Source organism: Teichococcus aestuarii, from assembly GCF_003116135.1.
GTDB classification, from domain to species: Bacteria; Pseudomonadota; Alphaproteobacteria; order Acetobacterales; family Acetobacteraceae; genus Pseudoroseomonas; species Pseudoroseomonas aestuarii.
The window spans coordinates 419,910-432,582 of record NZ_PDOA01000001.1 but is presented as its reverse complement, the minus strand read 5'-3'; the positions used below and the strand labels follow the sequence as shown (position 1 = coordinate 432,582).

Sequence of the window (12,673 nt, the reverse complement as noted above, 5' to 3'; positions counted from 1 at the left end):
TCTTCTTGCCAAGCTTCGTTTGGCTTCCCCATTGTGACGGAATTGTTTCAGGACAATGGCGGGCAGGACGGCCCGGCCCTGACAATCCGTGGTCCGGAACGTGCCGAGCAAAACCGGACCATGGCGGCGCAACACGCAGCCCAGAATGCGGGCCCAAGGATAAGAACGGGTATGCTGCAGGCGTTGGACCTCTGGGTTCTCCACTTCTTCAACGGCTTTGCCGGCGAGAGCTTCGCCGCCGACCGGATCATCTTCACCCTGACCAACAATCACCTGTTCAAGACGGCGCCCTTCGTCGCCGCTTACTGGTGGATGTGGTTCACCGATCTCGGCCCCCGCCGGCGGGACGGCCGCTACCTGGCCTTCGCCGGGCTGGGCGGCGCCATCCTGGCCGCGCTGCTCTCCCGCCTGGTGCAGAACGTGATGTGGGAGCGGCCGCGCCCCATCCACAACCTCGACCTCGGGATCAACGCGCTGCTGGGGCTGGAGGAAGGCTACCTGGCCAACTACAGCTCCTTCCCCAGCGACAACGCGGCCATGACCTTCGCCATGGCGCTCGGCATCTTCATGGCCTCGCGCAGGCTGGGCGCGCTGGCCTTCCTGTGGGCGCTGGTGGTGGCCTGCATCCCGCGCGTCTATGCCGGCTTCCATTATCCCAGCGACATCCTGGGCGGGGCGGTGCTGGGGCTGGCGGTGGCGGCGCTGGTGATACGCTCGGGCCTCACCCGCCGGCTGTTCGAGGGGGCGCTGCGCTTCCAGCGCCTCTCGCCCGGCCTGTTCTACGCGGCCGGGTTCGTCGCCACCTACCAGGTGGTCACCTTCTTCGATGCCACGCGGGAGCTGGGGCAGAAGGTCGCCTCGCTGGTGGAAATCCTGCTCTGATCAGACGGCGGCGCCGGGATCGCCCGGCGCCGTCTCCCAGCCAAGGCCCACCAGCGCCAGGATGCGCCGCCCCTGCGCGTCCGGCCGCAGCACGATGGCCCCCTGCTCCTCCATATAGGCCAGCACCCGCCGCGCCCGCCCCACGGAGCGCGTGCCATAGGCCTGGGCGATGGCCGCGTCCGGCGGACAGGGCAGCCGCTCCAGCGCGGCGCGGGCCAGCATCAGGAACACGCCCTGCATGTCCTCCGGCAGGGCACCGGCGCGGGCCTCGGCCTGCTGCCATTCCTCGCCCTCCGCCGCCTCGGCGCTGATGCCGGCGCGCGCCACCGCCAGCATGCGGCGGAAGGCGGGGATCTCCGGCGGCTTGCCGGGCACGGCATGGATGCGCAGCCGCACCAGGAAATCCTGGTACAGCACGGAGGTGCTGCGGAAGGACGCCTCCGGCTCCGCCAGCACCTGACGCAGGATCTCGTCGAGCCTCCGCTTGCGGGCGGCGCGTTCGTCGGGCGTCGGCTCCGGCTCGGCGCGCGGGGCGGGCATGGTGGGGCGGGCCTGGGCGAGCTGCGCCAGGATGTCGGGCGGCGGCGGCGCGGGGGCGCGGCGCGGCGGCGGGCGCGGCGCCTCGGGTTCCGCCGTGGCGGCCAGGATCAGCTCGCGGGCATCCTCCGGCGCGGTCTGCGGCAGCGGCACCAGCCCCGGATTGGTGCCGCGCGATTCCGTCTCCACCGGCCCGATCTGGATGGCCAGCGGCCGGCGGGAGAGCGCCGGGCCGAGCGCCACGAAGCTGCCGCGCGGCAGGTCGCGGAACATCTCCGCCTGGCGGCGCTCCATGCCCAGCAGGTCGGCGGCGCGGGCCATGTCGATGTCGAGGAAGGTGCGGCCCATCAGGAAGTTGCTGGCCTCGGCGGCCACGTTCTTGGCCAGCTTGGCCAGGCGCTGCGTGGCGATGATGCCGGCCAGCCCCCGCTTGCGCCCGCGCGACATCAGGTTGGCCATGGCGCCGAGCGAGGCCCGCCGCGCCTCGTCCGACACCTCGCCGGCGGCGGCGGGGGCGAAGAGCTGTGCCTCGTCCACCACCACGAGCATCGGCGACCAGTAGTCGCGCTCGGCATCGAACAGCCCGCCGAGGAAGGCCGCGGCGTGGCGCATCTGGCCGTCCGCATCCAGCCCCTCGAGGTTCAGCACCACCGAGACGCGGTGCGCCCGCACGCGGTCGGCGGCGCGCTGCAAGGCGCCTTCAGTGTGCTGGGAGGCGTCGATCACCAGATGGCCGAAGCGGTCGGCCAGGCTGACGAAGTCGCCCTCCGGGTCGATCACCGCCTGCTGCACCCAGGGGGCGGACTGCTCCATCAGCCGACGCAGCAGGTGCGACTTGCCGGAGCCGGAATTGCCCTGCACGAGAAGACGGGTGGCGAGCAGCTCCTCCAGGTCGAGCATCCCCGCCTGCCCCGCCGTCGTCCTGCCCATGTCGATGCCGACCGTCATTCCACTGTCATCCCGGGCTCCGCCTGTTCAGGGCGCGGAGCTATAGCGGATCGGGGCGCGCGGGGCACGGCGCGGGGCGCGGAAAATGCGGCCCTACGCCTCCGGCCCGGCCCATGGCCGCCGGCCGAGCGGCGCGGAGAAGCGGAGCAGGTAGCCATCCGGGTCCTGCACCAGGAACTGCCGCACGCCCAGCTCGGCTTCCCCGGCCCGGTACCATTTCTCCTCGGGCGGCACGAAGAGCGGCCAGCCCTCGTGCTCCAGCGCCTCCAGGACCGGCGCGAGGGTGGGCACCATGATCTCCAGGTTCAGCCCCCGGCCAAGCGGCGCCTCCAGCGGGCCGGTGATCCAGTTCCTTCCCCTGCCCCGTTCCTCCAGCATGACCTGCGCGCCGCCGCGGTCGAGATAGGCGAAGCCTTCGTCGGGCCGCGCATAGGCCACCCGGAAGCCGCACAGGTCGCGCCAGAAGCGCAGGCTGGCCCCGAGGCTGGCGACCAGCAGCTCGGGCACCAGGACGGCGCGGGGGAAATCCTCTTCCGGTGCTACGGGCATGGCGTGCGCTCCTGACCCCCGGGCGCGGGAGCAGCCCATCTGCGCGGGCCCGGCGCCGGGCGTCAACTCAGAGGAAGCCGATCCACCGCCCCGCCAGCACGGCGAGCGTCCAGACCAGCAGCGAGAGCAGCGCCGCCACGCGCAGCGCGGCGCCCGTCTCGCCCTCCGCCAGGGCGCGGCGCCAGGGGGCGCCGCGGTGCAGCGCCAGCGCGTTCAGCGTGCCGGCCAGCACCAGGGCCAGCTTGACCTGGAAGGCGGCGTTGCCGAGATAGGCGCCGGGCGAGACGCTGAACAGCAGCAGCCCGGTGAGCAGCGCGAAGCCCAGCCCCCACCCCGCCATCCGCGCCAGCGGCCCGGCCAGATGCACCAGCGGCGCGCCGCGGAACACTCCCAGCAGCCGCAGGTCCAGCGTGGCGATGGCGCCCAGCAGCACCCCGATCGACAGGATATGCGCCGCATTGGCCAGCGGGTAGGCGATGGCCGAGCGCCGCAGCGCGGCCCCCGGCCAGGCCGCCAGGGCCTCGATCCATTCCAAGGCCGCGCCCTCAGTTGCCGCGGATGCGCTCCGGATAGATGTCGTAGGTGCGGTCGGCGGTGCGCAGGCGCACGGCCTTCATCCGCTTCTCGTCGCCCTCGCGGGCGCGGTTGCCGATGGCGGTGATGCTGTCGCCAACCTTCGCCGAGCCTTCGGCGAAGCCCGCCCGCTGAGTCTGCGAGGGATTGCCGAGTTCCACGGTCCAGACGCCGTTATCGGCGGTCTCCACCCGCAGGGTGGGGTGCGGCGGGCCGATCCGCACCTCGCGGACGGTGCCGCGCAGCTCCATCTGCTCCGATTCCGCCCAGGACCAGCCATGATGGGCGGCCGCCCCGGAGGCGCCGAGCACCATCATCGCGAAGCCACCTGCCAGGCGTGGCAGCAACCGGTTCGTCGCCATGTCTCTCCCTCCCGTTTCCCGGCCGGACGGAACCTGCCCGGCCAGGCTTATCTGGGGCGGCGGCGGCTCATGTCGACAGGGGGCGGGGGCGCAGCGTGCCCAGCGCCACCCCGCCCAGCACCAGCGCCATGGCCACGGCGTGGTAGCCATGCAGGCTCTCGCCCAGCAGCATGGCGCCCAGCGCCAGCGCATAGGCCGGGATCAGGTACATGGACATGCTGGCCCGGGCGGCGCCGACCTGGCTGACGACGCGCGCGAAGGCGCCATAGGCCCCCACCCCCGCCACCAGGCCGAGGAACAGCATGCCCCAGACCGCCCGCACGCCCAGGTGCGGCACGCCGAGGCTGGACCATTCCAGCAGCATCAGCGGCGCCATGCCGAGCGCGCCGCCCGCCGCCACCGCCCACAGCAGCAGCAGCGGCGGCAGCGCCACCGGGCGGTGCCGCAGCAGCGCCGTGTAGCCGGCCCAGGCCAGGATGGCGAAGAACATCAACGCGTCGCCCGGGTTGAACTCCAGCCGCAGCAGCGCGGCGAGATCGCCCCGGAAGGTGGCGACGGCGATGCCGGTGAAGGCGCAGGCGATGCCCGCCACCACGGAGAGCCGCAGCCGCACCCCCCAGACAACCCGCTCAATCAGCGCCACCAGCAGCGGCGACATGGCGGCGATGAGGGCGATGTTGCCGGCGCTGGTATAGGCCGCCGCGCCGTATTGCGGCGCCACGCTGACCACGCCGCCGAGCAGCGCCAGGAGCGCCAGCACCCCGGGCGGCGCCTGCCGCAGCGCGCCCTGCCGCAGCGGCGCCCACACCACCGGCAGCAGCACCAGCGCCGCCACCAGCCAGCGGCCGAAGCCCAGCGTCACCGGCGGCACGGAGCCGCTCAGCCAGCGGGCCGCCACCATGTTGCTGGCGAAGAGCAGCGGCGCGCAGAGGAACAGGAACACCAGGACCCAGCGTGGCCCGGAGGGGCTGTTGGCGAGCGATGATGCCAGACGCATGGCTGTGGCCTCGGCGTTGATCCGTGGCCACAGGGTAGGGAATTTGCGTCAGGCGTTCTTACCGAAATAGGCGGCGGCGGGGGCGCGATTCAGAAACCCATTCTGCCTTTTCCTGAAAGGCAGAAGATATTTCCGCGCTCACGCGCCAGGGAGGCAGGCTGTTCCGCAAAACAGCCCTGCCTCCCAGGCCTCAAGCCGGGCGGAACTCGGCCTCGACCGCATCCATGGCCCAGTCCACCCAGGGCAGCAGGGCGCGCAGGTCGTCCGTCTCCACCGTGGCGCCGCCCCACAGGCGCAGGCCGGGCGGGGCATCGCGATAGGGCGCCACGTCCAGCCCGGCCCCCTCGGCCTCCAGCCGCGCGGCCAGGGATTTCGTGGCCCGGGCCTGGGTGGCCTCGTCGAGCGCGGCGAACCACGGCGCCACCAGCTTCAGGCAGATGGAGGTGCAGGAGCGGGTCTCGGGCCGCTCGGCCAGGAAGGCGAAGCGGTCCTGCCCCGCCACCCACTCCGCCACGGCGGCGAGATTGGCCTCGGAGCGCGCCACCAGCGCCGGCAGGCCGCCGATGCCCTCGGCCCAGCGCAGCCCATCCAGCGCATCCTCGACGCAGAGCATGGAGGGGGTATTGATGGTGTCGCCCTGGAAGATGCCCTCGATCAGCCGGCCGCCCTTGGTCAGGCGAAAGATTTTCGGGAGCGGCCAGGCGGGGCTGTGGGATTCGAGGCGCTCCACCGCGCGCGGCGAGAGGGCCAGCATGCCGTGCGCCGCCTCGCCGCCCAGCACCTTCTGCCAGGACCAGGTGACGACATCGAGCTTCCGCCAGTCCAGCTCCATGGCAAAGGCGGCGGAGGTGGCATCGCAGATGGCGAGCCCCTCGCGCTCCGCGCTGATCCAGCCGGCATCGGGCAGGCGCACGCCGCTGGTGGTGCCGTTCCAGACGAAGACGCAATCCCGTGCCGGGTCCACCCGTGCGAGGTCGGGCAGCTGGCCGTAGGGCGCCTGGATCAACCGCACATCCGGCAGGCGGAGCTGCTTCGTGATGTCGTTGGCCCATTCGGCGGAGAAGCTTTCCCAGGCCAGCACATCCACCCCGCGCGGCCCGAGCAGCGACCACAGCGCCATCTCCACCGCCCCCGTGTCCGAGGCCGGCACGATGCCGAGGCGCCAGCCCTCCGGCATGCGCAGCACGGAGCGGGACAGGGCGATGACCTCGGCCAGCCGCGCCTTGGGGTCCTTCGCGCGGTGGCTACGGCCGAGCAGCGCGCCCTCCAGCGCCGCCAGCGACCAGCCCGGCCGCTTGGCGCAGGGGCCGGAGGAGAAGCACGGATTGGCCGGGCGGCGGGTCGGCTTGGGTTGGGGCTGCGCCATGCGATCGGGACTCACTGCTTCAGGAAGGCGGGGCGGGTTTGCGCCCGCCGGCCGCCACGATCAAGCGGGCGGCAGCACCACGCTGCCGCGGGCGTAGAGCACGGCGTGCCCGCCCATGCGGATACGCTCCCCCGCCCGCTCGCACCACAGCGTGCCGCCGCGCGCGCTGGCCTGCCGGCAGACCAGCTGCTCCCGCCCCAGCCGCTCCGCCCAGAGCGGCACAAGCTGCACATGCGCCGCCCCCGTCACCGCATCCTCGTTGATGCCGACGCGGGCGGCGAAGTAGCGCGAGACGATGTCGTGCACCCCGTCATCCCCCGGCGCGGTGGCGATGACGCGGGAGCCGGCGGCGCCGGGGTCCGGCAGGGTGGCGATGCGGTTGTGGTCCGGCGCCAGGGCGCGCACCGTCTCGGCCTTGTCGAACAGGCAGATCCAGTCCCGCGCCTTCCACACCTCGCGCGGCACGGCGCCGAGGGCGGCGGCGAGGCCCTGCGGCGCGCAGGCGGCGCGGCGCGGCGGGTTGGCCGGGAAGTCCAGCACGAAGCGCTCCCCCTCCCGGCTGACACCGAGGATGCCGGAGGCGGTGCGGAAGCGCAGCGCCCCCTCCTGCCCCATCTCGCTGGCCAGGATGAAGGCGGTGGCCAGGGTGGCATGGCCGCAGAGCGCCACCTCCGTGGTGGGGGTGAACCAGCGCAGATGCCACTGGCCTGGGCCATCGGGGACGAAGAAGGCCGTCTCGCTGAGATTGTGCTCGGCCGCCATGGCCTGCATCAGCGCATCCGGCAGCCAGGCATCGAGCGGCACCACGGCGGCGGGGTTGCCGGCGAAGGGGCGCTCGGCGAAGGCATCCACCTGATAGACCGGGACGCTGCGCGGCAGCCGGTCAGGCGGCGGGGTGGTGGGCGGGGGCGGCAGGCTCATGGCGGCTCGGTCCGGGCGTTGTCGCGGCCCAGCTTGCCCGAGCCATGCCGCAGGCGCGAAGGCGGCGCCGCGTCATGCCAGGGTTGCGAGTCGCGCCGGGTCCAGCGTCACCGCATGGTTCAGCGGCCCGTGGCCACGGCCAAGGCCGGGCGCGGAGCGCAGCGCCGCCTGCACATAGGCGCGGCCGCGCGCCACCGCGTCCCGCATCGGCATCCCCTGCGCCAGCCCGGCGGCGATGGCCGAGGCCAGGGTGCAGCCCGTGCCATGGGTGTGGCGGCTGTCGATGCGCGGGCTCTCGAAGGTCGAGATGCCCTCGGCGGTGGCCAGCACGTCCACCAGCGTCTCGCCCGGCAGGTGGCCGCCCTTCAGCAGCACGGCGGGGGTGCCCATCGCCAGCATCCGCCGCGCCGCCGCCTTCATCTCCGCCACGGTGGAGACCGTCTGGCCGGTGATGACCTCGGCCTCCGGCAGGTTGGGCGTCAGCAGGGCGGCGAGCGGCAGCAGGCGGCGGCGCAGCGTCTCCACCGCCTCCGGCGCCAGCAGGGCATGGCCGCCCTTGGCCACCATCACCGGGTCGGCGACGAGCGGGATGCCGCGCCCATGCGCCGTGACCGCGTCGCACACCGCCTCGATGGTCGGCACATCGGCCAGCATGCCGGTCTTCAGCGCGTCGGCGCCGATATCCTCGAGGCTGAGGCGGATCTGCAGGCGGATGAAATCGGGCGGCACGCCATGGACGGCATGGACGCCCAGCGTGTCCTGCGCCGTCAGGGCCGTGATGGCGGTGGCCGCATAGGCGCCGAGGGCGGTGCAGGCCTTGATGTCCGCCTGGATGCCGGCGCCGCCCCCGGAATCGGAGCCGGCGATGATGAGGACGCGCCCCCGCATCACGCGCCGCCCTCCACCGTGGCGTCGGGCGCGGGGCGCTCGGCCACGGCGCCGGCGGCGGCGCGGGCGCGGATCAGCGCGGCAAGGCCCTGCACCGTCTCCTCCACCAACGCCTCCTCCTCCGCCTCGGCCATCACGCGGATCACCGGCTCGGTGCCGCTGGCGCGGATCAGCACCCGGCCGCGCTGGGCGAGCCGCGCCTCGGCGGCGGTGATCGCCTCCTGCACGGCGGCGTCCTTCAGCGGGCTCACGCCGGCGTAGCGGACATTCACTAGGCGCTGCGGCAGCGGCGTGAAGCAGCGGCAGATGGCGCTGGCCGGCCGCCTCTCCTCCGCCAGCACGGCCAGCACCTGCAACGCGGCCACCAGCCCGTCGCCCGTGGTGCCGAAATCGCTCAGGATCATGTGGCCGGACTGCTCGCCGCCGAGGTTGCAGCCCGTCTCGCGCATCCGCTCGGAGACGTAGCGGTCCCCCACCTTGGTGCGCAGCAGCTCCAGCCCCTGCCCCTTCAGGAAGCGCTCCAGCCCGAGATTGGACATGACGGTGGCCACCACCGCCTTGCCGTGCAGCCGCTTCTGCCTCGCCCAGGACTGCGCCACCACGGCCAGGATCTGGTCGCCATCGATGATCTGGCCCTTCTCGTCGGCCAGCACCAGGCGGTCGGCGTCGCCATCGAGGGCGATGCCGAGGTCGGCGCGGCGCTCGCGCACCAGCTCGGCCATGCGGGCAGGGGCGGTGGAGCCGCATTCGCGGTTGATGTTGAAGCCGTCCGGCGCAACGCCCACCGGCACCACCTCGGCGCCCAGCTCCCACAGCACGGTGGGCGCCACCTTGTAGGCGGCGCCATTGGCGCAATCGACGACGATGCGCATGCCGGAGAGGCTGCGGCCCTTGGGGAAGCTCGCCTTCACCGCCTCGATGTAGCGGCCCGGCGCATCCTCCAGCCGGCTGGCGCGGCCGAGGCGGGAGGGGCCGACGAGCTGGGCGGAGAGATCGCCCGCCATCAGCGCCTCGATCTCCGCCTCCTCGGCATCGGAGAGCTTCAGCCCGTCGGGGCCGAACAGCTTGATGCCGTTGTCCTCGAACGGGTTGTGGCTGGCCGAGATCATCACGCCGAGGTCGGCCCGCAGGGAGCGCGTCAGCATGGCGATGGCGGGCGTCGGCAGCGGCCCCACCAGCACCACGTCCATGCCCGCGCCGACGAAGCCCGCCGTCAGCGCCGGCTCCAGCATGTAGCCCGAGAGGCGCGTATCCTTGCCGATGACGACGCGGTGCCGGTGGGCGCCGCGATTGAAAAAGCGGCCGGCGGCCTGGCCGAGGCGCAGCGCCGTGGAGGCGTCCATCGGCGCCCGGTTGGCGACACCCCGGATGCCGTCCGTGCCGAACAGGCGGCGCACCGCTTCACTCATGCCGGGCTTCCTCTCCAATCCCCGTGGGTTGCTGTAGCGGCGCCGGGAGGCCGCGCGCAAGCGAGGCCGCCCTCAGCCCAGCTCGGCCGCGGCGCCGTCGGTGCAGGCGCGCCACATGCGCAGCGCCTGCACCGTCTCGGCCACGTCGTGCACGCGCAGGATGCTGGCCCCCGCGCTGGCCGCGGCCTGGGCGACGGCCAGGCTGCCGGCCAGCCGCCCGGCCGCCTCCTCCACCCCCGTCACCTGGCCGATGAAGCACTTGCGCGAGGCGCCGACCAGGATGCGGCAGCCGATGCCCGCCAGCAGCGGCAGGCGCTGCATCAGCAGCAGGTTCTGCGCCCCCGTCTTGCCGAAGCCGAGGCCGGGATCGATGGCGATGCGCCCGCGCGGGATGCCCAGCGCCTCGGCCGTCTCCACCCGCTGGCGCAGGAAGCGGGCCACCTCCAGCACCACATCGGCGTAGTTCGTCTCCTGCTGCATGCGGCGCGGGTCCAGCACCGGCATGTGCATCAGCACCACCGGCGCCCGTGCCTCCTGCACCACCCGGATGGAGGCGGGCTCCTGCCGCAGCGCGGTGACGTCGTTGATGATCTCGGCCCCCGCATCCAGGGCGGCGCGCATGGTGGCGGGGTGGCGGGTGTCCACGCTCACCACCGCCGCCTTGGCCAGTTCCCGCACCACGGGCAGCACCCGCGCCATCTCCTCCTCCGGGCCGACGGGCGGGGCGCCGGGGCGCGTGCTCTCGCCGCCGATGTCGAGGATGTCCGCCCCCGCCTCCAGCATGGCGTGGCCGGCGGCGATGGCAGCGCGCGGGTCGAGGTGCTGCCCGCCATTGGAGAAGCTGTCGGGCGTGGTGTTGAGGATGCCCATCACCAGCGGGCGATCGTTCGGCAGGCCGGCGAAGGGCAGAGGGCGGCGCGTCAGCGGCGGCAGCAGCGCCTCCCAGCCATCGCCGGGCAGTTCCGCGACGGGGTGGATGCCGAGGTCCCGCCCCTCCTCGATCAGCCGCGCCAGCGGGAAGGCGGCGGGGCCGCCGGCCAGCGGCAGGGCGTGCCCGTCGCGCACCGCCTGGAGTGCCACCGGCCCATGCAGCAGGCCGGCCGGCTCGATCCAACGTTCGACCATCTTCCCGTCCCTCGCGACCGGCCAAAGAAAAAGGGCCCCGTCTCCGGAGCCCTTTCCTTATCGCAGCTTCCCGCCGCAGGACCAGGGGCGCCTCAGGCGCCCGGCTGCGGCGCCGGGTTGCCGAAGCCGCCCGGCCGCGTCGGCCGGCCGGAGCTGGGCACGCTGCCGCGGCCGGCGGCGGTCGGCTCGTCGGGGCGGTTGCGCACCACCGGCTCGCCCTTGATCACCTGCCGGATCTCGTCGCCCGAAAGGGTCTCGTATTCCAGCAGGCCCTTGGCCAGGGCGTGCAGCTCCTCGATGTTGGTCTGCAGCGTGTGCTTGGCGCGGGCATAGGCGTCGTCGATGATCGCCCGCACCTCGCTGTCGATCTCCCGCGCGGTGGCCTCCGAGACGTTCTTCGACTGCGTCACGGAGTGGCCGAGGAAGACCTCCTGGCTGTTGTCGCCATAGGCGATCATGCCGAGCTTCTCGCTCATGCCCCACTCGGTGACCATCATCTTGGCCTGGTTGGTGGCCATCTTGATGTCGCCCGAGGCGCCGTTCGAGACCTTGTCGGCGCCGAAGATCAGCTCCTCGGCGACGCGGCCGCCCATGGCCATCGCCAGCTCCGCCTTCAGCTTGCTCTTATGCTTGCTGTAGCGGTCGCCCGCGGGCAGGGACATGACGAGGCCCAGCGCCCGGCCGCGCGGGATGATGGTGGCCTTGTGGACGGGGTCGCATTCCGGCTCGTGCAGGGCGACGAGGGCATGGCCGGCCTCGTGATAGGCCGTCATCTTCTTCTCGTCGTCCGACATCACCAGGCTGCGGCGCTCGGCGCCCATCAGCACCTTGTCCTTGGCCATCTCGAACTCGTGCATGCCGACGGTGCGGCGGCCCGAGCGGGCGGCCAGCAGCGCCGCCTCGTTGACGAGGTTGGCGAGGTCGGCGCCCGAGAAGCCCGGCGTGCCGCGCGCGATGGTCTTGGGATCGACGTCGGAGGCCAGCGGCACCTTCCGCATGTGGACGCGGAGGATCTTCTCGCGGCCCGAGACGTCGGGGTTGGGCACCACCACCTGGCGGTCGAAGCGGCCGGGGCGCAGCAGCGCCGGGTCCAGCACGTCCGGCCGGTTGGTGGCGGCGATGAGGATGACGCCCTCATTCGCCTCGAAGCCGTCCATTTCCACGAGCATCTGGTTCAGGGTCTGCTCGCGCTCATCGTTGCCGCCGCCGAGGCCGGCACCGCGGTGGCGGCCCACCGCGTCGATCTCGTCGATGAAGATGATGCAGGGGGCGTTCTTCTTGCCCTGCTCGAACATGTCGCGCACGCGGCTGGCGCCGACGCCCACGAACATCTCGACGAAGTCGGAGCCCGAGATGGTGAAGAAGGGCACGTTCGCCTCACCGGCGATGGCGCGGGCGAGCAGCGTCTTGCCGGTGCCGGGCGGGCCCACCAGCAGCACGCCCTTCGGGATCTTGCCGCCGAGGCGCTGGAACTTCTGCGGGTCGCGCAGGAAGTCCACGATCTCCTCCAGCTCGCCCTTGGCCTCGTCGATGCCGGCCACGTCCTCGAAGGTGACGCGGCCCTGCTTCTCGGTCAGCAGCCGGGCGCGGCTCTTGCCGAAGCCCATGGCCCGGCCGCCGCCGCCCTGCATCTGGCGCATGAAGAAGATCCAGACGCCGATCAGCAGCAGCATCGGGAACCAGGAGAGGAGGTAGTGGAAGAGCGGGTTGACGTCGCTCTCCTCCGGCTTGGCCACCACCCGCACGCCCTTGTCGGTCAGGCGGCTGACCAGGGCGGGGTCCTCGGGCGTGTAGGTGCTGAAGGTGCGGCCGTCCGAAAGCTGCCCCGTGAGGGTGCGGCCCTGAATGGTCACGTCCCGCACCCGGCCGCCATTCACCTCGTTCAGGAAGTCGCTGTAGGCGACCTGCTGGCCGGTCTGGCGGGTGGAGGAAGAAGGTTGAAAGAGATTGAACAGCGCCACGAGCAGCAGCGCCACGATCACCCAGAGCGCCAGATTGCGGCCGAAATTGTTCACCGTGCGGTTCCCATCCGTGTGCCGGCCCGAGGAGGCATCCTGGCCCAGCGCCATGACAAGATAGGGCGCCCGGCACCATTCTGAAACCTTGCCGCGCACGT

At 72.6% G+C, this 12,673-nt stretch carries 12 protein-coding genes; 1 reads left to right on the top strand and 11 read right to left on the bottom strand.

Annotated elements, in window-relative coordinates; all coding sequences use genetic code 11:
- Positions 1-171: 171 nt before the first annotated feature.
- Positions 172-882 carry a phosphatase PAP2 family protein gene (locus CR165_RS02065; protein WP_181377964.1) on the top strand — a complete coding sequence of 237 codons (711 nt, stop codon included), beginning with the start codon at positions 172-174 and terminating at the stop codon, positions 880-882.
- On the opposite strand, the gene CR165_RS02060 is transcribed toward CR165_RS02065, so the two are convergent.
- The 11 genes from CR165_RS02060 to ftsH form a co-directional block, all read right to left on the bottom strand.
- A complete protein-coding gene (locus tag CR165_RS02060; protein ID WP_109515283.1) occupies positions 883-2,367 on the bottom strand; it encodes an ATP-binding protein in 1,485 nt (494 codons plus the stop codon).
- 93 nt (positions 2,368-2,460) lie between these two features.
- On the bottom strand, positions 2,461-2,916 hold the full coding sequence (locus CR165_RS02055) for a bleomycin resistance protein (RefSeq protein ID WP_109515282.1): 456 nt from the start codon (positions 2,914-2,916) through the stop codon (positions 2,461-2,463).
- A 67-nt stretch (positions 2,917-2,983) separates the two neighbouring features.
- Positions 2,984-3,451, bottom strand: a complete 468-nt coding sequence (locus CR165_RS02050) for a DUF6644 family protein (RefSeq protein WP_109515281.1) — start codon at positions 3,449-3,451, stop codon at positions 2,984-2,986.
- Between the two features lie 10 nt (positions 3,452-3,461).
- Positions 3,462-3,851 carry a DUF6152 family protein gene (locus CR165_RS02045; protein WP_219929660.1) on the bottom strand — a complete coding sequence of 130 codons (390 nt, stop codon included), beginning with the start codon at positions 3,849-3,851 and terminating at the stop codon, positions 3,462-3,464.
- A gap of 67 nt (positions 3,852-3,918) precedes the next feature.
- On the bottom strand, positions 3,919-4,848 hold the full coding sequence (locus CR165_RS02040; RefSeq protein ID WP_109515280.1) for a DMT family transporter: 930 nt from the start codon (positions 4,846-4,848) through the stop codon (positions 3,919-3,921).
- Between the two features lie 190 nt (positions 4,849-5,038).
- Positions 5,039-6,214, bottom strand: a complete 1,176-nt coding sequence (locus CR165_RS02035) for a phosphoserine transaminase (RefSeq protein ID WP_109515279.1) — start codon at positions 6,212-6,214, stop codon at positions 5,039-5,041.
- A 60-nt stretch (positions 6,215-6,274) separates the two neighbouring features.
- Entirely contained in the window at positions 6,275-7,135 is an 861-nt protein-coding gene (locus CR165_RS02030; protein ID WP_109515278.1) for a PhzF family phenazine biosynthesis protein, read from the bottom strand.
- A gap of 72 nt (positions 7,136-7,207) precedes the next feature.
- Positions 7,208-8,023: a bifunctional hydroxymethylpyrimidine kinase/phosphomethylpyrimidine kinase gene (thiD, locus tag CR165_RS02025; RefSeq protein WP_109515277.1), complete on the bottom strand. Its 816-nt coding sequence runs from the start codon at positions 8,021-8,023 to the stop codon at positions 7,208-7,210.
- The gene (gene glmM / locus CR165_RS02020) at positions 8,023-9,432 is read right to left on the bottom strand and encodes a phosphoglucosamine mutase (protein ID WP_109515276.1); all 1,410 of its coding nucleotides are present in this window, start codon (positions 9,430-9,432) and stop codon (positions 8,023-8,025) included. The genes thiD and glmM overlap by 1 nt, the downstream gene beginning before the upstream one ends.
- A 72-nt stretch (positions 9,433-9,504) precedes the next feature.
- On the bottom strand, positions 9,505-10,557 hold the full coding sequence (gene folP, locus CR165_RS02015; RefSeq protein WP_109515275.1) for a dihydropteroate synthase: 1,053 nt from the start codon (positions 10,555-10,557) through the stop codon (positions 9,505-9,507).
- A gap of 92 nt (positions 10,558-10,649) precedes the next feature.
- Positions 10,650-12,572: an ATP-dependent zinc metalloprotease FtsH gene (ftsH, locus tag CR165_RS02010; protein WP_109515469.1), complete on the bottom strand. Its 1,923-nt coding sequence runs from the start codon at positions 12,570-12,572 to the stop codon at positions 10,650-10,652.
- Positions 12,573-12,673 lie beyond the last annotated feature (101 nt).

Coding starts and splice junctions, on each gene's coding strand:
- folP (WP_109515275.1), bottom strand. CDS start 10,557: ATGGTCGAACGTTGGATCGAGCCGGCCGGCCTGCTGCATGGGCCGGTG.
- CR165_RS02065 (WP_181377964.1), top strand. CDS start 172: ATGCTGCAGGCGTTGGACCTCTGGGTTCTCCACTTCTTCAACGGCTTT.
- CR165_RS02035 (WP_109515279.1), bottom strand. CDS start 6,214: ATGGCGCAGCCCCAACCCAAGCCGACCCGCCGCCCGGCCAATCCGTGC.
- CR165_RS02045 (WP_219929660.1), bottom strand. CDS start 3,851: ATGGCGACGAACCGGTTGCTGCCACGCCTGGCAGGTGGCTTCGCGATG.
- CR165_RS02060 (WP_109515283.1), bottom strand. CDS start 2,367: ATGACGGTCGGCATCGACATGGGCAGGACGACGGCGGGGCAGGCGGGG.
- CR165_RS02055 (WP_109515282.1), bottom strand. CDS start 2,916: ATGCCCGTAGCACCGGAAGAGGATTTCCCCCGCGCCGTCCTGGTGCCC.
- glmM (WP_109515276.1), bottom strand. CDS start 9,432: ATGAGTGAAGCGGTGCGCCGCCTGTTCGGCACGGACGGCATCCGGGGT.
- thiD (WP_109515277.1), bottom strand. CDS start 8,023: ATGCGGGGGCGCGTCCTCATCATCGCCGGCTCCGATTCCGGGGGCGGC.
- CR165_RS02040 (WP_109515280.1), bottom strand. CDS start 4,848: ATGCGTCTGGCATCATCGCTCGCCAACAGCCCCTCCGGGCCACGCTGG.
- CR165_RS02030 (WP_109515278.1), bottom strand. CDS start 7,135: ATGAGCCTGCCGCCCCCGCCCACCACCCCGCCGCCTGACCGGCTGCCG.